This window comes from Prevotella sp. P4-67 (assembly GCF_002251325.1).
In the GTDB taxonomy this organism is placed as follows: Bacteria; Bacteroidota; Bacteroidia; order Bacteroidales; family Bacteroidaceae; genus Prevotella.
On record NZ_NPJL01000039.1, the window covers coordinates 146842 to 169861 of the forward strand.

The 23020-nt window shown below is 53.5% G+C and carries 23 protein-coding genes and 2 pseudogenes; 11 read left to right on the forward strand and 14 right to left on the reverse strand.

The features are described from left to right. A complete protein-coding gene (locus CIK92_RS06675) occupies positions 1-996 on the reverse strand; it encodes an NAD(P)H-dependent glycerol-3-phosphate dehydrogenase (RefSeq protein ID WP_022310826.1) in 996 nt (331 codons plus the stop codon). 32 nt (positions 997-1028) lie between these two features. Continuing rightward, a complete protein-coding gene (gene lysS, locus CIK92_RS06680; RefSeq protein ID WP_022310827.1) occupies positions 1029-2762 on the reverse strand; it encodes a lysine--tRNA ligase in 1734 nt (577 codons plus the stop codon). 363 nt (positions 2763-3125) lie between these two features. On the opposite strand from lysS, the gene CIK92_RS06685 reads away from it, so the two are divergent. The 8 genes from CIK92_RS06685 to CIK92_RS06725 all read left to right on the forward strand — a co-directional run bounded on the left by CIK92_RS06685 (position 3126) and on the right by CIK92_RS06725 (position 7959). Beyond that, entirely contained in the window at positions 3126-3494 is a 369-nt protein-coding gene (locus CIK92_RS06685) for a hypothetical protein (RefSeq protein ID WP_144007758.1), read from the forward strand. Positions 3495-3526: 32 nt separating this feature from the next. Next, positions 3527-4066 carry an RNA polymerase sigma factor gene (locus CIK92_RS06690; protein WP_094385880.1) on the forward strand — a complete coding sequence of 180 codons (540 nt, stop codon included), beginning with the start codon at positions 3527-3529 and terminating at the stop codon, positions 4064-4066. Positions 4067-4070: 4 nt separating this feature from the next. Further along, positions 4071-4403: a hypothetical protein gene (locus CIK92_RS06695; RefSeq protein WP_094385878.1), complete on the forward strand. Its 333-nt coding sequence runs from the start codon at positions 4071-4073 to the stop codon at positions 4401-4403. Between the two features lie 25 nt (positions 4404-4428). Continuing rightward, positions 4429-4896 carry a hypothetical protein gene (locus CIK92_RS06700; protein WP_254046017.1) on the forward strand — a complete coding sequence of 156 codons (468 nt, stop codon included), beginning with the start codon at positions 4429-4431 and terminating at the stop codon, positions 4894-4896. A 486-nt stretch (positions 4897-5382) separates the two neighbouring features. Further along, the gene (locus CIK92_RS06710; protein ID WP_094385872.1) at positions 5383-6324 is read left to right on the forward strand and encodes an SPFH domain-containing protein; all 942 of its coding nucleotides are present in this window, start codon (positions 5383-5385) and stop codon (positions 6322-6324) included. Positions 6325-6333: 9 nt separating this feature from the next. Next, positions 6334-6555: a DNA-binding protein gene (locus CIK92_RS06715; protein WP_094388559.1), complete on the forward strand. Its 222-nt coding sequence runs from the start codon at positions 6334-6336 to the stop codon at positions 6553-6555. Further along, the gene (locus CIK92_RS06720) at positions 6533-7081 is read left to right on the forward strand and encodes a hypothetical protein (protein ID WP_094388560.1); all 549 of its coding nucleotides are present in this window, start codon (positions 6533-6535) and stop codon (positions 7079-7081) included. The genes CIK92_RS06715 and CIK92_RS06720 overlap by 23 nt, the downstream gene beginning before the upstream one ends. Positions 7082-7092: 11 nt before the next feature. Then, entirely contained in the window at positions 7093-7959 is an 867-nt protein-coding gene (locus CIK92_RS06725) for an aldose 1-epimerase family protein (RefSeq protein ID WP_094388561.1), read from the forward strand. Positions 7960-8050: 91 nt separating this feature from the next. Here the strand turns inward: CIK92_RS06725 and CIK92_RS06730 are convergent, their stop codons facing one another. Next, positions 8051-9913, reverse strand: coding sequence for a bifunctional serine/threonine-protein kinase/formylglycine-generating enzyme family protein (locus CIK92_RS06730; protein ID WP_094385865.1), 1863 nt, complete (start codon positions 9911-9913; stop codon positions 8051-8053). Positions 9914-10070: 157 nt separating this feature from the next. Here CIK92_RS06730 and CIK92_RS06735 point away from each other — a divergent pair. Next, a pseudogene (locus CIK92_RS06735) lies at positions 10071-10553 on the forward strand (3'-5' exonuclease); the annotation flags it as partial. 340 nt (positions 10554-10893) lie between these two features. On the opposite strand, the gene rsgA reads toward CIK92_RS06735, so the two are convergent. The 10 genes and pseudogenes from rsgA to CIK92_RS13395 form a co-directional block, all read right to left on the reverse strand. Next, positions 10894-11826, reverse strand: a complete 933-nt coding sequence (rsgA, locus tag CIK92_RS06740) for a ribosome small subunit-dependent GTPase A (RefSeq protein ID WP_094388562.1) — start codon at positions 11824-11826, stop codon at positions 10894-10896. Further along, on the reverse strand, positions 11826-12386 hold the full coding sequence (gene frr, locus CIK92_RS06745) for a ribosome recycling factor (RefSeq protein WP_022310837.1): 561 nt from the start codon (positions 12384-12386) through the stop codon (positions 11826-11828). The genes rsgA and frr overlap by 1 nt, the downstream gene beginning before the upstream one ends. Positions 12387-12544: 158 nt before the next feature. Continuing rightward, complete coding sequence (locus CIK92_RS06750) at positions 12545-14209, reverse strand: AMP-binding protein (RefSeq protein ID WP_094385859.1); 1665 nt, start codon at positions 14207-14209, stop codon at positions 12545-12547. 19 nt (positions 14210-14228) lie between these two features. Further along, on the reverse strand, positions 14229-15896 hold the full coding sequence (locus CIK92_RS06755) for an AMP-binding protein (protein WP_094388563.1): 1668 nt from the start codon (positions 15894-15896) through the stop codon (positions 14229-14231). Positions 15897-16038: 142 nt separating this feature from the next. Continuing rightward, the gene (locus tag CIK92_RS06760) at positions 16039-17286 is read right to left on the reverse strand and encodes an ABC transporter permease (RefSeq protein WP_022310840.1); all 1248 of its coding nucleotides are present in this window, start codon (positions 17284-17286) and stop codon (positions 16039-16041) included. Positions 17287-17309: 23 nt separating this feature from the next. Beyond that, positions 17310-18518, reverse strand: coding sequence for a pyridoxal phosphate-dependent aminotransferase (locus CIK92_RS06765; RefSeq protein WP_094388564.1), 1209 nt, complete (start codon positions 18516-18518; stop codon positions 17310-17312). Between the two features lie 111 nt (positions 18519-18629). Next, on the reverse strand, positions 18630-19247 hold the full coding sequence (locus CIK92_RS06770; protein ID WP_144289362.1) for a hypothetical protein: 618 nt from the start codon (positions 19245-19247) through the stop codon (positions 18630-18632). Positions 19248-19483: 236 nt separating this feature from the next. Then, positions 19484-19972 carry a hypothetical protein gene (locus CIK92_RS06775; protein WP_144289363.1) on the reverse strand — a complete coding sequence of 163 codons (489 nt, stop codon included), beginning with the start codon at positions 19970-19972 and terminating at the stop codon, positions 19484-19486. Positions 19973-19994: 22 nt separating this feature from the next. Beyond that, the gene (locus CIK92_RS06780) at positions 19995-20240 is read right to left on the reverse strand and encodes a hypothetical protein (RefSeq protein WP_094388567.1); all 246 of its coding nucleotides are present in this window, start codon (positions 20238-20240) and stop codon (positions 19995-19997) included. 89 nt (positions 20241-20329) lie between these two features. Further along, positions 20330-20479, reverse strand: a pseudogene (locus CIK92_RS13395) (pyridoxal phosphate-dependent aminotransferase); the annotation flags it as partial. A 522-nt stretch (positions 20480-21001) separates the two neighbouring features. On the opposite strand from CIK92_RS13395, the gene CIK92_RS06785 reads away from it, so the two are divergent. Both CIK92_RS06785 and CIK92_RS06790 read left to right on the forward strand, forming a co-directional pair. Then, entirely contained in the window at positions 21002-21496 is a 495-nt protein-coding gene (locus tag CIK92_RS06785) for a DUF4494 domain-containing protein (protein ID WP_022310845.1), read from the forward strand. Beyond that, complete coding sequence (locus tag CIK92_RS06790; RefSeq protein ID WP_173823811.1) at positions 21493-22167, forward strand: YggS family pyridoxal phosphate-dependent enzyme; 675 nt, start codon at positions 21493-21495, stop codon at positions 22165-22167. The genes CIK92_RS06785 and CIK92_RS06790 overlap by 4 nt, the downstream gene beginning before the upstream one ends. Before the next feature lie 253 nt (positions 22168-22420). Here the strand turns inward: CIK92_RS06790 and CIK92_RS06795 are convergent, their stop codons facing one another. Further along, positions 22421-22882 (reverse strand): HAD domain-containing protein, encoded by a 462-nt coding sequence (locus tag CIK92_RS06795; RefSeq protein ID WP_094388569.1) that lies wholly within the window; start codon positions 22880-22882, stop codon positions 22421-22423. Between the last annotated feature and the right edge of the window lie 138 nt (positions 22883-23020).

Here is a 23020-nt window from a genome sequence, read left to right on the forward strand (position 1 = left end):
CTATCTAAAACTGTCTGTTAATAATTTGATTTCAATCTGGGGATTGATGCGTTCGTAGAGAATGTTGTACACCGCGTCGAGGATAGGCATATTGACATGCATGTGGCGGTTGATTTCCTTCATGCACTTCGTACCGAAGTATCCCTCGGCTATCATCTCCATCTCTATCTGTGCGCTCTTCACGCTGTAGCCCTTACCAATCATCGAACCGAAGGTGCGGTTGCGCGAGAAGTTGGAGTAGCCCGTGACCAGCAGGTCACCCAGGTAGACGCTGTCATAGACATTGCGCTCTATGGGATTGACGGCGGTCATGAACCGGTTCATCTCCTGCACGGCGTTGGATATGAGTACCGCCTGGAAGTTGTCGCCATACTTCAGGCCCGAGCAGATGCCCGCGGCGATGGCATAGACGTTTTTCAGCACCGACGAATACTCTATGCCAAGCACATCCGACGCCACCTTGGTCTTGATAAACTCCGACGAGAGTACCTCGGTAAAGGCCTGGGCCTTTTCCTGGTCGGCACATCCCACAGTGAGATAAGAGAGGCGTTGCAGCGCCACTTCTTCGGCGTGCGACGGACCGCCGATGACGGCAAGATTGTCGTAAGGCACGTCGTAGACCCTATGGAAGTATTCAGAGCACACCAGGTTCTCATCGGGCACGATACCCTTGATGGCGGTAATGATAAACTTGTCCTTGATACGGGTCTTGAGTTTCTTCAGATGACTCTTGAGATAGGGCGAGGGAGTGACAAACACGAGCGTGTCGTAAGCCTCAACTATCTTGTTGATGTCTGAAGAGAAGAAGATTTCGTCCACATCGAAGTGCACACTTGTGAGATAGGCGGGGTTGTGACCCAGTCTTCTGAAGTCTTCGATGCGGTCGTCGCGGCGCATGTACCACCCCAGGTGGTGGGTGTGGTCTATCACTATCTTGGCGATAGCTGTAGCCCACGAGCCTCCACCGATGATGGCTGTTTTTCCTACGCTAAACATAAATCTTGTTTTGGGGTTATTTTATGCTGTTCTCAGGCCTGTGCGCTGTCTATCCACTGCTGGATAGCATCGACACCGGGCTTTTCAAACTCGAGCTTGTACTTCTTGTGTATCTCGCCCAACTTCTGCTGCAGTCCCTGAGCCTTCTGGTCCTTGATGTCGCTGATGAGGTTGAAGCCTGCCTTGCGCAGCACATACACCTCGTCCTCAGGCACACCAATGGCAGCCCACTCCTTGATGCTGCTCTGAGGTATCTTGGCCTCGGGCTTCATCTGGGGGAAGAGCATAACTTCCTGGATGTACTCCTTGCCGGTCATGAGCATCACCAGACGGTCGATGCCGATACCGATACCACTCGTGGGGGGCATGCCGTACTGCAGCGCACGCAGGAAGTCCTGGTCGATGACCATTGCCTCGTCGTCGCCCTTGTCGGCCAGTCTCATCTGCTCCTTGAAGCGCTCTTCCTGGTCAATGGGGTCGTTGAGCTCAGAATAGGCATTGGCCAGCTCCTTACCGTTGACCATCAGCTCGAAGCGCTCGGTCAGTCCGGGCTTGCTGCGGTGCATCTTGGTGAGCGGGCTCATCTCTACAGGATAGTCGATGATGAAGGTAGGCTGGATGTAGGTACCCTCGCAGTACTCGCCGAAGATTTCGTCGATGAGCTTGCCCTTGCCGAAGCTCGCGTCGATGCCTTCCATCTTGAGTTCGTCTACAGCGATGTGGCGTATCTCGTCCTCGCTCTTGCCGTAGAGGTCATATCCGGTCTTCTCCTTGATGGCATCGAGGATGGGCAGACGACGGAAGGGAGCCTTGAAGCTGATAGTCTTGTCGCCCATCTGCACTTCGGGCTTGCCGTTGACAGCCACACAGATGGTCTCGAGCAGCTGTTCGGTGAAGGACATCATCCAGTTATAGTCCTTGTACTGCACATAGAGCTCCATGCAGGTAAACTCAGGGTTGTGGAAGCGATCCATACCCTCGTTGCGGAAGTTCTTGCCTATCTCGTAGACGCCTTCAAATCCGCCCACGATGAGTCGCTTCAGATAGAGCTCGGTGGCGATACGCATGTACATATCTATATTGAGCGCATTGAAGTGGGTGATAAACGGACGGGCGCTGGCACCGCCGGCAATGCTCTGCAGCGTGGGGGTCTCTACCTCAGTATAGCCAGCCTCGTCGAAGAAGCGGCGCATGGTGCGCAGCACGGTGGCACGTTTGAGGAAGGTATCCTTCACACCGTCGTTGACCACGAGGTCTACATAGCGCTGGCGATAGCGCAGCTCGGGGTCCTCAAACTTGTCGTAGGCCACACCGTCCTTATACTTCACGATAGGCAGAGGCTTGAGGCTCTTGCTCAGCAGCGTCAGTTCTTTGGCGTGAACGCTGATTTCACCGGTCTGAGTACGGAAGACGAAACCCTTGATACCGATGAAGTCACCGATATCCATCAGTTTCTTGAACACCTTGTTGTACAAGTCTTTGTCATCGCCAGGACACACGTCATCACGGGTGATATACACCTGGATACGACCCTTGGAGTCTTGCAGCTCGGCAAAGCTGGCCTTACCCATCACGCGGCGGCCCATCAGACGGCCGGCGATAACTACCTCGCGCTCTTCGCCATCCACGAAGTTGTCACGGATATCGGTCGAATAAGCATTTACGGGAAATTCGTCTGCGGGATAGGGATTGATACCCATCTGTCGCAACTCTTCAAGACACTGGCGGCGTACAATCTCTTGTTCGCTAAGTTCTAATACGTTCATATATATTGTTTTTATTTACTTTCCATTCATACTGGCATGCACCTTTTCCCCGCCCGCCTCTGCAGTAACGGGACATACGCACATTATCATCTGCAAAAGTACTCAAAAAAAACGAAATTGCATTGGTTTTTACCTTTTTAATTACATCGCGAGCGCATATATTTATATAATGTGCAGGCATTCGTATTGCCTGTACGTATCGTTGTACTCTGCAGTCAGGACATGGAAAACGGAAAAAACAGTAAAAAAGAGAAAAATGAATAAAATGACGGTTACCCATTTTACATTTCCCACTTCTCGGGGTTATATATATGAACGGCGTTCATACAACGGACCCAATTTCAACCTCAAACGACAACGAATATGAGACATTACAAAACAACCATCGTATCGATGACAGCACTAATGGCCATGCTGCTATGCTTGCCGGCTTCGGGCCATCGCCGCCCAGGCTGCCATCATCGCCTGTGGACTCCGAGACCCATGGTCGTAGTACGCACGGTGCCGACAACGGCCACCCGTGTGAGCAACCACCTCACCCAGAACCAGCGTCTGCACATGGCCCTGGCCTATCTGCAGAACAACAGATACCTCACCATCAAGCACTACGCCCGTATGACGGGACTCAGCAAGCAGATGGCCGAAGCCGAGCTCGACTCCTTCTGCTCCAGAGCCAACGGCATGCTGAAATGCCAGACCGCAGGTAGCAAAAAGGTATATAGCAAGATATAATCACCCAAACCTCACAACGAGAGAAGACGACCATGTCCATCGACGACACTTACATAGTAAAGCAGCTGAAGGCAGACACTGCCAAGGGGTTCGCCCTGCTGGTAAAGCGCTACACCGAGCCTATCTACTGGCACATACGCCGCATGGTGGTGAGCCACGACGATGCCCAGGACGCCATGCAGGAGACCTTCATACGCATCTACCGCTCAGTGGGAAACTACGATGAAATCCGCTCGCTGTCGGCGTGGATATACAAGATTGCCACCCACGAGGCGCTGCGCATCATCGGCCAACGGAAGCAGGATGAGGTTTCGGCCGACGACAGGATGGCGCTGCTCGACGAGCGCGCAGCCGACAGCTATATCGACTACAGCGACGCCGAAGCCGTCAGACTGCAACGTGCCATCCTCGCGTTGCCCGACAAGCAGCAGCTGGCCTTCAACCTGCGCTACTACGATAACATGAGTTTTGCCGAGATTGCCGACGTGACAGACTCCACGCCCGCCTCGGCCAAGACCAACTATCACATCGCCAAGGAGAAAATCATCAGATATATGAACAATCATGACTAAAGATATGGAACATCAATTCGATTTCGACAACATTGGCAAACGCATGCCTTACAGCGTGCCCGAAGGTTTCTTCGACGACATGGAACGCCAGATACTTGCCCGCAACCTATCACAATCGCGCCCCAGGCGCCACCGCTCAATGACCCTGCGCCGCTCGATAGCCGGTCTGCTGGCAGCTGCAGCCGTGACGGGCATAGTAGTGATGATAGGCGGCAGATGGTCTACCCTATCCACGACAGACTATGCCCATGTGGAGCAGGCGTTCGACAATCTGAGCAACGACGACCAGACCTACATCCTCTCGGTGTATCAGGAAGACATATTTATCAACGAATAAAAAACATAACAAGATGAAGACCATTATGAAGTTATGGCTCGTAGCAGCCTTGATGCTGATGGGCACAACCACTATCAGCGCACAGAACAACCAGCGCCAGCGTCTGACGCGCGAAGAACTGGCCGACAAGCAGGCACGGCACATCGCCCAGACCATGGCTTTCGACGAAGCCACCACCAAGCAGTTTGTCGAGACCTATACTGCCTGCCAGAAAGAAATCTGGGCTTTGGGCACTCGCATGAAGGGCGCTCGCAAACAGGCCAACGCACAGCAGCAGACCGAAGCCGAGGCCAAACAGGACATCGCCCGGCAGTTTGAGCGTAGCGAAAAGCTGCTGCAGATTCGCCAGAAGTATTATGCCGAATACAGCAAGTTTCTCACCCAAAACCAGATCAAGCGTGTCTACGTTCTCGAACGACGGATGATGAAGCGTCTGGCCAACCATCGCCCGGCGCGCAAGCCCGGGCAGAGACAGGCATTACAGATGCGATGACCGCGAGACCACAGCCCGACATGCCGGGCGCAGATGTCTGCCCATAGGATTATATTTATATACGTGTGTATCGACCGAGATTGTCCCGAATTTACGGGCGGTCTCGGTTTCTTTATTTATATTCCTGGCAGTCATGGCTTTCAGAACCGTGCCAACCACCTTTGGCGGCTCGTATCGTATGTTACGTGGACACGTATCGTAAGGCACGAGCCCACGTAACAAATGATACGAGCCTTCGTGCCTTACGTTACGAGCCGCCAGATGAGGTTACGGCGGATGCGATGACGACCATAATGACGCCAAGCCACCCTCCCACGCTTCCCTCTGGGCCTTGCGATGCAGCAGTGACGACCACCGTCATCGGGAGGGCAGTAGGCACGGTCGGAAAAATAATTGAAAAAAAGTTGGAAAAATGCTTGGAAGTTATCACGCAAGTCGCTATCTTTGCAATATCAAATTAATATCACTTTCTAAACAGCTATAATTATGAAGAATCAAGAGTTTGACTTCAAGGGATTTACCCTGAATGGTTTCGTGATGTTGTTTGCCATTGTGGCTGCACTGGTAATTTCCGGCCTGCTGCTCGGCTTCGGCATCGAGTATGAGAATGCGTTCAAGATTGTCACTGGCTGCGTACTGCTGCTGGCTGCCATCGTCGCCATGTGCGGCTTCATCATGATAGAGCCCAACGAGGCCCGCGTGATGCTGTTCTTCGGCAAGTACCACGGCACCTTCAAGAAGGTGGGATACTCGTGGGTGAACCCCTTCTACAGTGTAAAGAAGCTGTCGCTGCGCGCCCGCAACATCGACGCCGAACCCATCAAGGTCAATGACAAGCAGGGCAACCCCGTGATGATTGGCATGGTGCTGGTGTGGAAACTCAAAGACACCTACAAGGCCATGTTTGAAATCGACGCCCAGACCATGGCGAGCAACGCAGCCTCGGTAGGTGTCAACGTAAACAGCATGATGCGCGCCTTCGAGAATTTTGTCAAGATACAGGGCGACGCCGCCCTCCGACAGATGGCCGGACAGTATGCCTATGACAATACCGACAACAAGGACGAACTGACACTGCGCAGCGGTGGCGACGAAATCAACGAGGTGCTCAAGAGCGAGCTGGAAGAGCGGCTCACCATGGCTGGCATCGAGGTGGTAGAGGCCCGCATCAACTATCTGGCCTATGCACCCGAAATCGCTGCCGTGATGCTGCGCCGCCAGCAGGCCGACGCCATCATCGCCGCCCGCGAGAAGATAGTGGAAGGTGCGGTGAGCATGGTCAAGATGGCGCTCGACAAACTGGCAGAAGGCGGCGTGATAGAGCTCGACGACGACAAGAAGGCTGCCATGATTAGCAACCTGATGGTAGTGCTCTGCGGCGACGATACGGCGCAGCCAGTAGTCAACACAGGCACGCTCAACATGTAATAGGCAGACATGGCAAAAGAGAAAACCAAACCCTTTGTACTGCGACTCGACAGCGCCACGATGGCGGCTGTCGAGAAGTGGGCTGCCGACGAGTTTCGCAGCACCAACGGACAACTGCAATGGATTGTCAACGAGGCGCTACGCAAGGCCAGGAGGCTGCCCAAGCATAAGAACGGGGGCAACGGTGAACTATCGAATGCTACCAACGATGAAGAGAACGACAACATCTGACGGCCCGTTCTTCACGGTCAACCGCACCCTGACAGGCACTCTCTCAGAGGCTGCCACCATCGTCATGCTGGTTGTGGCATGGGGCCTCATCCTGACGGCACTGGTCTGCCCCGCTTCGCTCAGCACCGGCCCCGAGGCATGGCTCGACACCAGCCTCACCTTCCGCGACAGGGCTGGCGCCGTGACCTTCGGCGGCATAGACACCTATCTGGCGCTTTATGCCCTGTGGGCAGCCTATCACCCGCTCTCACGCATAGAGATGCCCATGACCATCACGGCGGCAGAGCAGCTGCGGGTGATGGTCACCTACACCCGCGCGATGGGCGTATGCCTGGCGGCAGCAATGGTGAGCGGCGTGCTGGCAGCCTTCTACATCCCCTGCAGACCAGCCGCCGAGACGGCTATCATCATCTGTCTGGCTGCCATGGCCACCAATGCGGCAGCAGCCGTAGTCTGCGTGTACAGACGGCGCGACCGCAGCAAGACCACCCGACTGAGAATACTCAACTTCAGACCCAAGATATAAACCATACATATATGCAGACACTAAGCAACGACATTCTCTCTGTCACCATCGCCGAGCGTGGTGCAGAGATGCAGAGCATACGCGACGCGCAGGGACACGAGTATCTGTGGCAGGCCGACCCTAAATACTGGGCCAAGCACTCGCCCACCCTCTTCCCCATCGTCTGTGGACTCTGGAACGACACCTATCATCTCGACGGCAAGGAGTATCACATGCTGCGCCATGGATTTGCCAGCAAGAGCGACTTCACTCTCGTCGCCAAAACCGACCACCGCGTCACCTTTGCCCTCACTGAGAGCGAAGAGACACTCAAGGTCTATCCCTTCCACTTCAATCTGAGCGTGACCTACCGGCTCGACGGCAACACCATCCACGTGATCTGGCACGTGGAGAACACCGACCGCCGCGAACTGCTGTTCTCTATCGGTGGCCATCCCGCATTCAACGTGCCCGGAATGAAAGACGGTGACCCGCTGGACGGCTATCTGCGCTTCGACAACCCCGATGCCGAGCGTCTCTATGGCAACACCAACGGCTGCATCACGCCTGGTCATCATCCGCTGGAGATGGATGGCAACGTGTGGCACTTCACCTGCGCCGACTTCGACGACGACGCTCTCATCTTCGACGAGTCGCAGTTGCACGAGGTGGCTCTGCTCGACCGCGAGCGCCGTCCGGTGGTGACCGTAGGCTTCCGCTCGCCGGCAGTAGGCATCTGGAGCCCCACCGCCAAGAACGCGCCCTTCGTGTGCATAGAGCCCTGGTACGGCATACACGACTGGGCTGAGTTTACGGGCGACCTGAGCGAGAAATACCTCATCAACCGCCTGCAGCCCGGTGCCAGCTTCATGAGCGAATACACCATCCGCATCGGATAACACAACCACACAAACAGCAAAAGCCGCAATAGCCATCCCTGCACAAGCAGGAGCTATTGCGGCTTTCTATTGTCTGCCGGTAGAAGCAATGTCAGAGCGAAAGGGCCAAACGGAGGCCTACGTTGGAAGCCCTCTTGTCGGGCGCTATACCAAAGCGGGCTGAGATACGACAGTTGATAGGCTCATCGCCAAAGCTGCCGCCACGCATCACACGCTCGCTGCCTGCAGCCGGTCCAACAGGACACACCTGCTCCTCGGCAGAGTAGTCGCCCATATAGTCGCTGCACAGTTCATTGACGCTGCCACTCATGTCATACAGCCCCAACTCGTTGGGCTTTCGGCTTGCCCAGGCTGGCCAAGAGCCATGGTAGAAACTGCCCACCTCGCCGAGATTGTTGCTGCCGCTGTAACGGTAACCTTTGGCATACTTGCCGCCACGAGCGGCATACTCCCACTCGGCCTCGGTGGGCAGTCGGAACTGCTTGCCGGTAATCGCATTGAGCTTCTGGATGAACTCCTGACAATCATTCCAGCTGACACTCTCAACAGGACAATACGCGGACTTGGTAGAAGACGGATTGGTGCCCATTACTGCCTGCCAGAGTTCCTGCGTCACTTCAAAGACGCCTATGGCAAAACTTTCAACATATACCTTATGCACGGGCTTCTCTTCTGCCAGACTAAAGCCGACCGTATCCATCTCTGCCGTGGCGCCCATGTCGAAAGAGCCTCCCTCTATATAGCGCATAGTAAAATTCACGTCACCGACAAAGAACATCTCCGAGTCTTTGGTAATCTTCTTGGCTACAAAGGCAGGCTTGTCCTGAGTCTCGGTCGCCGTCTCTCCGGATGGCCATGCCTGGGAAATGGCTACAACGATGCCACCCACAACGAGGACTGCCGCCAAGACAGCGGCTGCCACCATCATCGTCTTCCGGCTGACCACGGGGCGTGCGGGAGACTTGGGCTGGGGAGCGGGAATTTTCTTCTTGAGAGTGGTATCGCCGTCGCCCGAACCCGACGCCTCATGCGAGGTATCGGTACGGGGCTTGGGGTTGGCTGCCTGCCCGGCCACGCCATCAAACTCGGCCAGGAACTCGGCAACGGTCTTGGGGCGGTCGCGCCGGCGACCCTCCATGGCATGGGTGATGGCGGTGATGACCTGAGGGGTGACTCCACGAGACTTCAGCGGCTCGAGGGGAAGACCGTCCTCATTGACAGACGAAGCACTGGGCGGCGTCTGTCCGGTGAGCAGTTTATAGTATGTAGCTCCGAGGGCATAGACATCGGTCTCGGGCGAGAACTCGCCCACTCCGCCCTGCATATACTGCTCCAGCGGAGCGTAGCCCTCACTGATACCCACTGGGGTGCTGCTGGTCTGGTGGCCCGTAGCAGAGTCGTACTGCTTGGCGAGACCGAAGTCGATGAGCACGACCTCGTCTTTATCGGTGAGCATGATGTTGGCTGGCTTGACGTCGAGATGGGTCATGCGCTGGGTATGAATATAGGTCAGGGCGTCGGCCACCTGACGGATATAGCGCGTGGCCTCGGACTCAGAGAGGGCTCCCTGGCGCCCAACCCTATCGGACAGCGAACCACCGGCGACATACTCCATCACATAGTAGGCTGTGCCGTTTTCCTCAAACACATCGATGATGCGCACGATGTGTGGGTGGTTGAGCCGGGCTATGCTGCGGGCTTCCTTGAGAAACTTCTGGCGATAGCGGTCTACCGTCTCGCGGTTGCCCTCGGTGCCAAGGGTCACGCCACGACTGTCACTGGCGCGACAACAGGCTTCGCGCATGAAGAACTCCTTGATAGCCACCGTACGTTCCAGCCCGCCCTGAATGGCGAGGTAAGTAATGCCGAAGCCACCCTGACCCAGCACTTTCTCTATGCGGTATTTGCCACCCTGAAGATTGTCGCCAGGGTGCAGCGTGAATGTCATATCCATATAGGTAAACTGTTTATTGCCTTGCAAATGTAATAATAAATGACGAAAACGGCTTGCAATCTGCCTGTTTTTTATCTTCTTCGCGAAAAAAACAATCCCGACGGAGGCAAATGATAGAATGATGTGCTATATTTGCATGACAAAAACCATGTAAGCAATGAAAGACTTTGCAGCAATAGATTTTGAGACAGCCAACTCGGAGCCCACAAGCGTATGCTCGGTGGGTGTGGTCATCGTGCGCGACGGCGTGGTGGCAGACACCTTCTACTCGCTCATCAAGCCTGTGCCTGAGTACTACGACTTCTGGTGCAGCCAGGTGCACGGGCTCACGGAGAGCGACACGCGCAAGGCTCCCGTTTTCCCTGAAGTCTGGGCAGAGATAGCGCCACGCTTGGAGGGGCTCACGCTGGTGGCGCACAACAAGGCGTTTGACGAGAACTGTCTGAAGGCGGTCTTCCGCTGCTATGGGATGGACTATCCCGACTACCCATTCTGCTGCACGCTCGTCAAGTCGCGACGCGTATGGCCCACAGGGCATCACAATCTTGATGTCATAGCCGAGAGGTGTGGCTACAACCTGTCGCGCCATCACCACGCACTGGCCGACGCCGAAGCCTGTGCTGCCATCGCCATCAAACTCTTCGGCGACGGCGACGACCCTTACTATATGGAAGCGGCAGATATAGTCTATGCCCGTATGCGCCAACTGGGCAGCCCCATCAAGGCTGCCGACCTGGCCCAGCTCATGGGCGAAGAGCGCAAGACGATAGACGCCGCGCTGCGACGGCTGAAGGCCGAGGGAAGAGTGGCGTCGCCCAAACGTGGATATTATCAGGCTGAATGAAGGGTGCTGGACGCGCAGGACGCACATCATCAGAACGGGGAGAAAAACACTGTCCGCAATGCCAAAGGTATCGGCACTGCGGACAGTATGGAATGGCTGTCGTGACAGACAGCGGTCTTATCAGATAAATGTGAACTCAATAGCCCGAGCGATACTTGCCATCGTCCTTGTCTTCAAGCATGGAGAGGTAGGACTGGTAGCGCGACGCGGCTATATAGTGATTTTCTACCGCATCAAGCACAGCACAACCGGGTTCGTGGGTGTGGGTGCAGTTGGAGAACCTGCAATCCTTGGAGAAGCGGAAGATTTCCTTGAAGTAGCTGGATATTTCTTCGGGCTCCATATCGAAGGTGCCAAAGCCGCGTATGCCGGGCGTGTCGATGATATATCCGCCATCGGCCAGCTGCAACATCTCGCTGAAGGTGGTGGTGTGCATGCCGGCGTCGTGGGCATCGGAAATCTCGGCGGTACGCAACTGAGCGCCAGGCACGAGAGTATTGATAAGCGTGGATTTGCCTACACCGCTGTTGCCGCTGAGCACGGTCACCTTGCCCTGAAGCAGGTCGACGAGCGGAGCCACTCCTTCGCCTGTGGCAGCCGAAATCTGGCGGCACTCATATCCCACCGTCTCATAGAGGCTCACCATCATCGCCTGATAGTGCAACTCTTCGGGAGAGAGCAGGTCGGTCTTGTTGAAGACCAGTACCACCGGCACACTGTAAGCCTCAGCTGAGGCAAGAAAGCGGTCGATGAAGGTGGTGGAGGTCTGCGGATGGCTCACGGTGACGATAAGGAACGCCTGGTCGACATTGGCGGCAATGATGTGGCTCTGCTTGGAGAGGTTCTGCGACTTGCGCACGATGTAGTTGCGTCGGTCTTCGATGGCGGTGATGAATGCCGTTCCCTCCTGATTGAGCGCTATCTCGACCCTGTCGCCCACAGCCACAGGATTGGTGCTGCGTATGCCCTTGAGACGGAAATTGCCCTTAATCTTGCTTTCGACCGTCTCGCCATTGTCGGTGCGCACGGTGTACCAGCTGCCGGTGTTCTTGATGACGAGTCCCTTCACTATACGGTCATTATCTCTTTCTGCTTGGCATCGAGCAGTTCGTCTATCTTCTTGATATACTTGTCGTGAACCTTCTGCAAATCGTTCTCAGCGTCCTTCTCAAGGTCTTCAGACAGACCGTCCTTGATGGCCTTCTTGAGTTTGTCCTTGATTTCTCCACGCACGTTGCGCACCTCTACCTTGGCGCGTTCACCTATCTTGTTGCACTGCTTTACCAACTCTTGACGGCGCTCGCCTGTGGGCTGTGGAAGATTGAGGCGAACCACCTCGCCATTGTTCTCGGGAGTGATGCCTACATCGCTGTCCATGATACCCTTCTCGATATCCTTGATGGCCTTCTTGTCCCAGGGACGGATGGCTATGGTACGGGCGTCGGGCACGGTGACGGTAGCTACCTGGTTGAGGGGAACCATAGAGCCATAAGAGTTAACTCTCACTCCATCGAGGAGAGCCACATTGGCTCTGCCGGCACGGATGCGTACCAACTGCTCTTCGAGATACATCGCTGCCATCTCCATACGCTCTTCGGCGTCGCTTAAAGTCTGCTTTACGTCTATCATAATCTTAGTGTTTTTGTTCTTTACGACAAATTTAGGTATTTCCGCCTAATTACGCAATATTTTTACCAACAAATTTGCTGACAGGCAACAAAAAAGGGCCACACCCCTACTCGTCTGCAAGTGGGAGGTGTGGCCCTTCGGTCTCTGTCTATATATTGCTACTCGGTGTAGAGATAGCGCTTGATACTCTTCTTGGGAGTCTTCTCAAACTCCTCTTCCTGGATGCGGACAGCCGAAAGACGGGCGTAGGCGGGCATCACTGCATTGAAGTCCTGGCGGTTCTGCTCCATGATGCTCTCGATGTCTGATGGCTTGAGACCCATAACCTTGGCCTCATCATAGTCGGGATGGAGAAGGCCAATCAGCTTGTCGCCCTTCTGGATGACTACGCTCTCGGCGACAAGTGGCATCGAAGAGAGCTTGTCTTCGAGCTCCTCGGGATAGATGTTCTGTCCGTTGGAACCGAGCAGCATGTTCTTGGAGCGACCCTTGATGAACACGTTGCCCTCGGCATCCATCGTACCGAGGTCGCCGGTGTGGAACCAGCCGTCCTCGTCGATAGCGGCGCGGGTGGCATCCTCGTTCTTGTAGTAGCCCAGAAGCACATTAGGGCCCTTGGTCAGTATCTCGCCAGGCACATTCTCAGGGTCGGGGCTCACAATGCGCACCTCCTGGTGGAGGGCTGCACGACCACAACTGCCCTTGGCGAAAGACGCATAGTCGGAGTAGCAGATGATGGGTCCGCACTCGGTAGCGCCATAGCCCACCGTGTAGCGGAAGCCGATACGGTTGAGGAAGTTCTCTACCTCCTGGTTGAAGGCGGCTCCGCCGATGATAATCTCATAGAAGTTGCCTCCAAAGGCAGCGGTAACCTGCTCGCAAATCTTCTCGTTGACCTTCTTGTTAATGACGGGCATATTGAGCAGCAGTCGCATCTTGTTGGTCTGCAGCTTGGGGAACACCTTCTTGCGGATAATCTTCTCGATGATGAGCGGCACGGCAATAATGATGCGTGGACGCACGTCGGCAAAGGCCTGGGCGATGATGGCGGGGCTGGGAATACGGGTGAGATAATAGACATGGCAGCCAGAGAGGAACTCGAAGAGGAACTCAAAGGCCATACCATACATATGGGCCATGGGCAGGATGCTTATCACCTTGTCGCCCACTGCAATGTGCTTGCCGATTACCGTACGGGCAAAGTCGGCATTGCTCCAAAGCGAACGGTAAGGCAGCATCACTCCCTTGGAGAAGCCTGTAGTGCCACTGGTGTAGTTGATAAGCGCCAGTTCTTCAGGACTCTGCTCCTTGTAATAAGACACATGTTCCTTGCGGAAGTACTTGGGATACTTGTGACCGAACATCTCGTTGAGATGCTCACGTGCATAGGTCAACTTGTCGGTACGCGAGAGCACCAGCGAATAGTCGGGGAGATAGACAATGCCCTCAAGAGCGGGCATCTTGGTGCCATCTATCTGGGTGGCGACGACATCGCCCACGAAGAGCAGCTTGGCATCGCTGTGATTGACAATGTTGTATATCTGGTCTGGGGTAAACTCGTGCAGGATGGGTACGGCTACAGCACCATAGGTGAGCGTGGCCAGGAAGGCACAGGCCCAGGCCGAACTGTTGCGGCCACAGAGGGCTATCTTGTCACCCTTCTGCACACCGCTATTCTCAAATAGGATGTGCAGTTTCTCTATCTTGCGCGCCACGTCATGATACTGCAGCGTTATTCCCTTGTAATCGGTCAGTGCATCACTGTCCCAATGGTCGATGATGCTCTTCTCAATGAGAGCATTGAAGCTTGGAATTTCCATCATAATGCTTCTTATTAATTGGTTATATAGATTGTTGGTATTTATATCTCTTGATACTCTTCTTGGGTGTCTTCTCAAACTCGGTAGCATGGAGCTGTATGGCAGCAATCTTGCAGAAATGGGGCAGCTTGCTGTTGAGCTCGATGCGGTTCTGCTCCATGACGCCGCGCAGGTCGGCATCGTCGAAGCCCATGCTCTTGACCTCCTCGACATCGGGGTGGACCAAAGCCACGAGCTGGTCGCCACGCTGCACCACAAGGCTCTCGCCGACGAGGGCCATAGAGTTGAGCTTGTCTTCTATCTCTTCGGGATAGACATTCTGGCCGTTGGCTCCGAGCAGCATGTTCTTGATGCGGCCGCGGATGAAGACATGGCCGTCGGCACTCATGGTGGCGAGGTCGCCGGTATGGAACCATCCGTCGGCGTCGATGACAGCGCGGGTGGCTTCCTCGTTCTTATAATAGCCGAGCATCACGTTCAAGCCGCGGGTAATGATTTCTCCGGGCACATGCTCGGGGTCTTCGCTGGCGATGCGCACCTCCATGTGGGTGGCAGGGGTGCCGCAAGAGCCGGGCACGAAGTCGTCCCAGTTGCTCATGGTAATCATCGGGGCGGTCTCGGTGGTGCCATAGCCCACAGTGATGGGGAACCCGATGCTGACAAAAAACTCTTCGACCTCACGGCTAAGACTGGCGCCACCAACCATAACCTGGTAGAGGTTGCCGCCGAACACCTCGCGCACACGCTCGCAGATACGCTCCTTGACCTTGTCGCGCAGGAGGGGCATATTCATGAGCAGGCGCACCATGCTGGTCTGGAATTCGGGGAAGATCTTCTTGCGCACAATCTTCTCGACCACAAGGGGAACCGAGCAGATGAGGCGCGGACGTATCTCGGCCAAAGCCTCGGCCACGAGCGTGGGAGTGGGCATGCGGGTAAGGAAGAAGATATGGCTGCCCAAACAGAACTGGAAGAGCACATCGTCCATGAGTCCATACATATGGGCCATGGGCAGGATGCACACGCAGTTGCTGCCACGGGGGATATGCTTGCCCATCATACCATTGAGAAAGTCGAAGTTGCTCCACAGCGCACGATAAGGCAGCACCACGCCCTTGGAGAAGCCGGTGGTACCGCTGGTATAGTTGATGAGCGCCACGTCTTCGGCATCGCCGTGGTGATAGGCCACATGCTCGCGACGGAAGAACTTGGGGAACTTGCTGCCAAACATCTCGTTGAGATGCTCACGTGCATAGGTGAGCTGCTCGGAACGCGAGAGCGTGAGCGAGAAGTCGGGCAGATAGAACACGCCTTCCAATGCGGGCATCTGCGAAGCGTCTATCTGCGTAGCCACCACGTCGCCCACAAAGAGCAGTCTGGCTTCGCTATGATTGACGATGTTGTAAATCTGGTCGGGAGTAAATTCATTCTGTATAGGAACGGCTACAGCGCCATAGGCAAGTGTAGCCAAAAACGCCACAGCCCAATTGGAACTGTTGCGACCACACAGGGCTATTTTGTCGCCCTTCTCTATACCGCTATTGGCAAAGAGAATGTGCAGTTTTTCGATTTTGCGGGCTACATCGTGGTACTGTAAAGTGGTTCCTTTATAGTCTGTGAGGGCGTCTCTATCCCAGTTCTCCACGACAGCCTTTTCAATATATTCAATAAAGCTCGGTGTCAAATCCATTGCACATAAGAGTAATTTATGTGCAAAGATACTATCTTATTTGCACACTGCAAAACATATTGTGCAGTATTTTACACAAATCACGATAATTTGTACTTTTCTCTACCTTATTACGGGTGGATTGGTGGCTATTTCGGGCACGCTACTCGTAACGCATGCTCTTGGCGGGATGGATGTGGGAGACAAAGTAGCTGGGGGCGATGAGCACGAAGACGCTCACCACGAGGGTTACCACATTGAGGGCGATGATGATGGGAACATTGATTTCGACGGGAGCCGTCTCGACATAATAGGTCGTGGGGTCGAGCTTGACCACGCCGGTATAGCGCTGCAGCAGAAGCAGCCCCAGGGCGATGGCGTCGCCCAACAGCAGTCCGCGACCGATGATGAACACGGCAAACCAAAGGAACATGTGGCGGATGGTCTTGTTGCGCGCACCGAGGGCTTTGAGCACGCCTATCATGGTGGTGCGCTCCAATATTATAATAAGGAGGCCCGACACCATGGTGACTCCTGCCACCGCCAGCATCAGCGCGAGGATAATCCAGACATTGAGGTCGAGCAGATTGAGCCACTGGAAAATCTGCGGATTAATCTCCTGGATGGTCTTGGAGGAATAGGTAGCTCCATAGCTATCCATGGAGCGGTTGATGCGGTCGATGAAGAGCGACTCGGTATCATCGATGCGACTGAAATCGGCGACGGTGACCTCGGCACCCGATGCCTGGTCGGACTCCCAGCCGTTGAGCTTCACGGCGGTATAAAGGTCTATGAAGCAGGTGGTGCGGTCGTATTGGGTAAGATTGGTCTGATAGATGCCCTGGATGGTAAACCGGCGGGCGCGCACCCCTTGCTGGTCGATGAAATAGGCAAAAATCTTGTCGCCACACTTGACCTGAAGCATATCGGCCATCTTGCGCGAGACGAGGATATGGTTGCTGCTCTTCTGGTCGGAGAAGCGGGGGATGGTGCCTTCCACGAGGTTCTTGTGGAGGAAGGTGGTATCGTAGTCGGGACCTACGCCCTTGAACATGACGCCCAGGAAGTCCTTGTCGGTCTTGAGTATGCCCTGCTTCATGGCATAGCGCTGCACGTGGGCCACTCCGGGGATGTCGCGGATGACGCGCACCATGGAGTCGTTCATCTGGATGGGATACTGTTCCTGGTTCTGCAGCGTCATGAAGTCGGCCACTTGGATGTGGGAGCCGAAGCCGATGACCTTGTCCTGGATGGTATGCTTGAAGCCGAAGACTACACTCACGGAGATAATCATGACCGCCAGACCAATGGCCACGCCGGCTATGGCTATACGCACGGCGGGCTTGGAGACCTTCTGCCTGTCGCCGGTATAGCTGTATATCTTGCGGGCTATGTAGAGTGGGAAATTCATGGGCGTAAGTGTGGCGCGTGGGGTTATTCGTCGCTGTCGTCGCGACCGGGATAGAGTTCAAGGGCCTTGCGCAGCACCACGAGGGCACGCTCCAGGTCGTCCTTCTTCAGCACGTAGGCGATACGCACCTGGTTGCGGCCGGCACCGGGGGTGGTATAGAAGCCCTGGGCAGGAGCCATCATCACGGTCTCACCCTCGTAGCTGAACTCTTCGAGGCACCAGCGGCAGAACTTCTCGCTGTCGTCGACAGGGAGCTTGGCCACAGTGTAGAAGGCACCCATAGGGATGGGCGAATAGACGCCGGGGATGCGGTTGAGGCCGTCGATGAGACACTTGCGGCGCTCCACATACTCGTCGTAGACATCGCGGTAATACTCCTCGGGAGCATCGAGCGACGCCTCGGCCACAATCTGTCCGATAAGGGGTGGAGAGAGGCGGGCCTGACAGAACTTCATCACCGCGCGACGCACCTCGGCGTTCTTGGTGACCAGGGCTCCGATGCGTATTCCGCATTCGCTGTAGCGCTTGGACACCGAGTCGATGAGGATAGTGTTCTGCTCGATACCCTCGAGGTGCATGGCGCTGATGTAGGGCGAACCGGTGTAGATGTACTCACGATAGACCTCGTCGGAGAAGAGGTAGAGGTCATACTTCTTGACCAGGTCGCGTATCTGGTGCATCTCTCTACGGGTATAGAGATAGCCTGTAGGGTTGTTGGGATTGCAGATGAGTATGGCGCGGGTGCGCTCGTTGATGAGTTCCTCGAACCGCTCGACACGGGGCAGTGCAAATCCTTCCTCTATGGTGGTGGCGATGGTGCGGATAGTGGCACCCGCCGACACGGCAAAGGCCATATAGTTGGCATAGGCGGGCTCGGGGATGATAATCTCGTCGCCGGGATTGAGGGTACTCATAAAGGCAAAGAGCACGGCCTCAGAACCACCGGAGGTAATGATGATATCGTCGGCAGTAACCTCGATGTCATACTTGTGATAATACTCTGTAAGTTTCTGTCGATAGCTGAGATAACCCTGCGAAGGAGAATACTCGAGCACCTGACAGTGAACATTCTTGAGGGCATCAAGTCCACACTGAGGGGTGGGCAGGTCGGGCTGACCGATATTGAGGTGATAAACTTTGGTGCCACGGGCCTTGGCTGCAGCTGCCAACGGTGCCAACTTACGGATTGGCGATTCGGGCATTTCAAGTCCGCGAATAGAAATTTCTGGCATAACTCTAATTGCTAATACGGATGCAAAGTTACTTATTTTTTTGTAATAGCCTTACATCCTGTCACAAAAAACTTACAGACGCAGCCATTATCCACCACCAAACGGCCACACTCATCTTCTTCTCCAAGGGGCAGCCACCTGCCCATCGTAGTTCTTAGCATAGGTACTATCGTTGCTATCCGCGGGCTTTATGGTTAACTGTGTGTCATACCATCCGTTGTATATCTTGATGGCATGCACCAGTTGCCCTGCTTCGGTGTAAGTGTCCTGCCGCCCCGTGAAGTGGCGATAAAGGAAGGCGGTGCGGTTGGCTTTATGAAATTCTCTGGTGGGTTCTTGCTCCACAAACCACAGCCGTGGCCGAGCACTGCCTCGGGTTATCAAGGAGAGGGCAAAGAGCCGACGGGGAGCGAAATAGAGGCTATCGGCTGTGACCATAGAGTCGCGCAAAGTGCGCACGATGGGTATAAGCAACCATGTCGTGTCTTTCGTCTGCCGATACATAGCCTGCCGAACTTTCATATCCTTGCTCGAAAAATTGCGCTCGGTGAGAAAATCCATCTGCTGCTCGTGAGCTTGCACATAAGCCATCACCCGAGCAAGTATCTGGGCTGAGGGCATAGTCTGCAAGTCCGATTGTCCAATCGCCCCTTCACTTTCATAGCAACTGCTAACCAGCAGAGACGTGGTGGCAAGCAACAGGTACATCCAAAGAATTATACGTCGCATAGTGTTTTTTATCATATATGGTTTATTGGACTCTAAGATGCGTATATAACTACCATCCTCTCCTTCGGTCTATTGTAGATACCCAAATTTCTTCTATTACATAATTGCATAGCAACTTTATGCAAGTGTCAACGGTGACATCGTATGGCAGCGGCGAGAAAAAGTTTGTATAGACAGACTATATAAGGAGGCTTAAACTTTACCAGCACATAGACAGCCTGTACCAGACAACTATCTTATCGACTGCGCCTGCGATCAACGACAAACACCCATATATCGTCTATAACAAAATCAGCCAAATATTTGGCCCGACCATCAACAGTCATATTTTCTGGGAGTTTATAAAACAGCCTATCTGCATTGACCTTAAATGGCGGCTTAAAATACATTCTGATATGAGCAGCTGGTGTCCTAACCGTATCGGGCGACACACCACTAAGATCCATACACGCCACATACGCACCACACACATAGCGCACACCATGGGGATCCACGAAAGGAGATGTATCTTTAATATTAAGAAGTTTTGGTGTGATATCGCGCCTTATTATCTGCCAGAACTCATCGAAGGTGCGCCCCACGAAATAATCTGCCTGCTTGTCAAAATTGAGTTTCAGATACTCTATCGTGTCTCCCACCTCCTTTAAGGGGTAATAATGAAAACTCTGCGCCCTCGCTATAATTGCGGCAAAGGAAACAACAGTTAACAGAATAATTCTTTTCATAATCATGGACAATATTTTATAGTTATATATTGATATGATACATAGTATGCCGAACATTCATGTCCTTGCCCGAAAAATTGCGCTCGGTGAAAAAATCTATCTGCTGCTCGTGGGCTTGCACATAAGCCATCACCCGAGCGAGTATCTGGGCAGAGGGCATAGTCTGCAAGTCTGCATGCCTCCGCGTCCCTTCACTTTCATGGCAACTGGTAGCCAACAGGACGATGGCTAACACAAATACGCTTTTCAGAGATATTAATGCCTTCATACTGTGGTATTATGCTTGGTGGCCATAAAGTTACAAATATTTTTTACCAATGCAATATTTTTTCAATTTTTTTTTGCGATGGCACATCTAAGTCCACACTGAGGGGTGGGCAGGTCGGGCTGACCGATATTGAGGTGATAAACTTTGGTGCCAAGGGCCTTGGCTGCAGCAGCCAACTGTGCCAATTTACGGATTGGAGATTCGGGCATTTCGAGTCCACAAATGGAAATTTCTGGCATAATACAAATTGCTCTTATGGGTGCATAAGGTAACCATTTTTTGTTAATAACCTTACACTTACCGCAAAAACTTGTGCGCCAAGCCCACAAAACTGATTGGCGACAAGTCTCAGGACCAGGGAGGACAGCCCTGCTCCAGCCGAGCAGCAGCTGGCATAGGCAACCGTAAGGATGGCGACCGCCGCAAGCGTCGGCAACATCATTCCGAAGCGCGAAACAATCGATTAGAAGGCTGAAATCGGGATATCAGACCCTGCATCCATCAATTCAGATCCTGAAACCATCTTTATCGGCATTATCGGCAACATGACCCTCGGCACTGGGCTTCCGCTACCGAGGGCGGCTATATTATAATAGGTTATAGGCGGGGCGAATCGGGGCACCGCCGCTGGCTTCGCATATTCCTTTCGGCCGAAGACAGGCGTCGACAGGCTGAGGGGAGTTCACATTTTTTTACCCGCAACTGGCTGCGTATAGAAAAAAAGTAACTACCTTTGCATGACAACAACAGAAATAAAGAATATGAGAAGTAGAACAGCCAACTGGTATGAAACCACCGTCCGCTATGAGAAGACTATGGAGGACGGAATGCAGAAAAAAATAAGTGAACTCTATGTGGTCGACGCAGTCAGCTTCGGCGACGCCGAGAAGTCCATCGCGAGCGAGATGTCGGCATACGTAAGCGGCGAACTCGAAATCAAGAACATCAACCCTGCTGCCTATGGCGAGATATTCTTCAGCGAGAACGGCAATGACGACCGCTGGTACAAGGCCAAGCTGCAGTTTATCACCCTCGACGAAAAGAGCGGCAAGGAGAAGCGTAGCAACGTAAACTATCTGGTACAGGCTGCCAACATGAACGGCGCCATCAAGAACATCGACACAGTGATGGGCGGAACCATGATAGACTATGTTATCGCCAACATCAGCGAGACACGCATCATGGATGTCTACGAACACAACGCTCCCAAGAAACAGGAACGCGACGACAAGCCCGAATACGAGGAGGAGAAATAATGGTGGACGTGGCAAAAAACCTGCTGGCCATCAAGGCCCAGTTGCCCGAAGGAGTGGAGCTGACGGCTGTCAGCAAGTTCCACCCCGACGAGTATATCACCGCTGCCTACAATGTGGGGCAGCGCATATTTGGCGAAAGCCATGAGCAGGAACTTGCCCGTAAGGCCGCCTCGCTGCCCAAAGACATCCATTGGCACTTTATCGGACACCTACAGACCAACAAGGTGAAGTATATAGCTCCCTATATCAGCATGATAGAGTCGGTAGATTCTATCAGGCTGCTCCGCGAGATAGAGAAACAGGGAGCCCGATGCGGTCGCCGCATCCGCGTATTGCTGGAACTGCACATCGCAGAGGAAGCCACCAAGTACGGACTTACCCCCGACGACTGCCGCAGTCTGCTCGCCGACGGCGAATGGCAGCAGATGGAGCATGTGGAGATATGCGGACTCATGATGATGGCATCCCACACCGATGACCACGACCAGATAGCCCGCGAGATGGACACCGCCCACAGCTTCTTCGACGAGGTCCGGGGCAAATACTTTGCCGACCAGCCCTCGTTCCGCTACCGCTCGTGGGGCATGAGCGACGACTACCCCATCGCCATCCACCACGGCTCCAACATGGTGCGCGTAGGTACCGCCATCTTTGGCGAGCGGGTCTATTGACATCCCCATACACCTTATTATAATATATAATACGCATTAACCGTTATCGCCACGATACTACCCGAAGCAGATACGTGGTGATAACGGTTAATACGTTTCTGGTAATGATTTATTCTGTATATACGCACTCACTCCACAAGCATAAATGTGTACGCCATAGAGATGGCCGACTAATGGTCGGGGTATACCTATTCTCAGAACACCACCAAACACAAAGAAATAAGAATGAATATGGTAGAACGAAAGTATTTCATTATTCTCGAAATAATTGAATGACCTTTTCTGCGGTCTGTTCATTTAAGCCATCGTATGGGTTTACGACGAATAATCTATCGTACTGGTGCTCATTGAACTGAGTTTCGTCCATATCGTCAATTATAACGTACTCGCATTCTGTGTTACATTCTTCTAACCAACTATCAATTTCATCCCCGCGTTTACGACTACAGGTAGGAGTAGTGTCAGTAACAAATCCTGGGAGTTTTCTGTATTCCCACATTTCAAGTATCTCCTTATAAGTCATGAAGTCCTTCCATGTCGAGCTTACAACAATGTCAGCGCCAGTTTCATCAATAATTCTTCTTAGATTTGCGATACAGTCAGGATCAAAGACAACTCCATACTTATCCTTTTCAGGAAGCCCCATGTAGTTCAGGTAATTATCATAGTACGCAGTGTCCATGACACCATCGAAGTCGAGAAAAATAACTTTCATAGGTTAGAACAATAACTTCAAAATTATTAGAGCGTTGATACCAATAGTTGCCAGCCACCCTACTATAAATATAATAATATTTACCATATAATATCATTAGTGTCCCGATAAAATCGGGACACTAATGATTAGAATTAT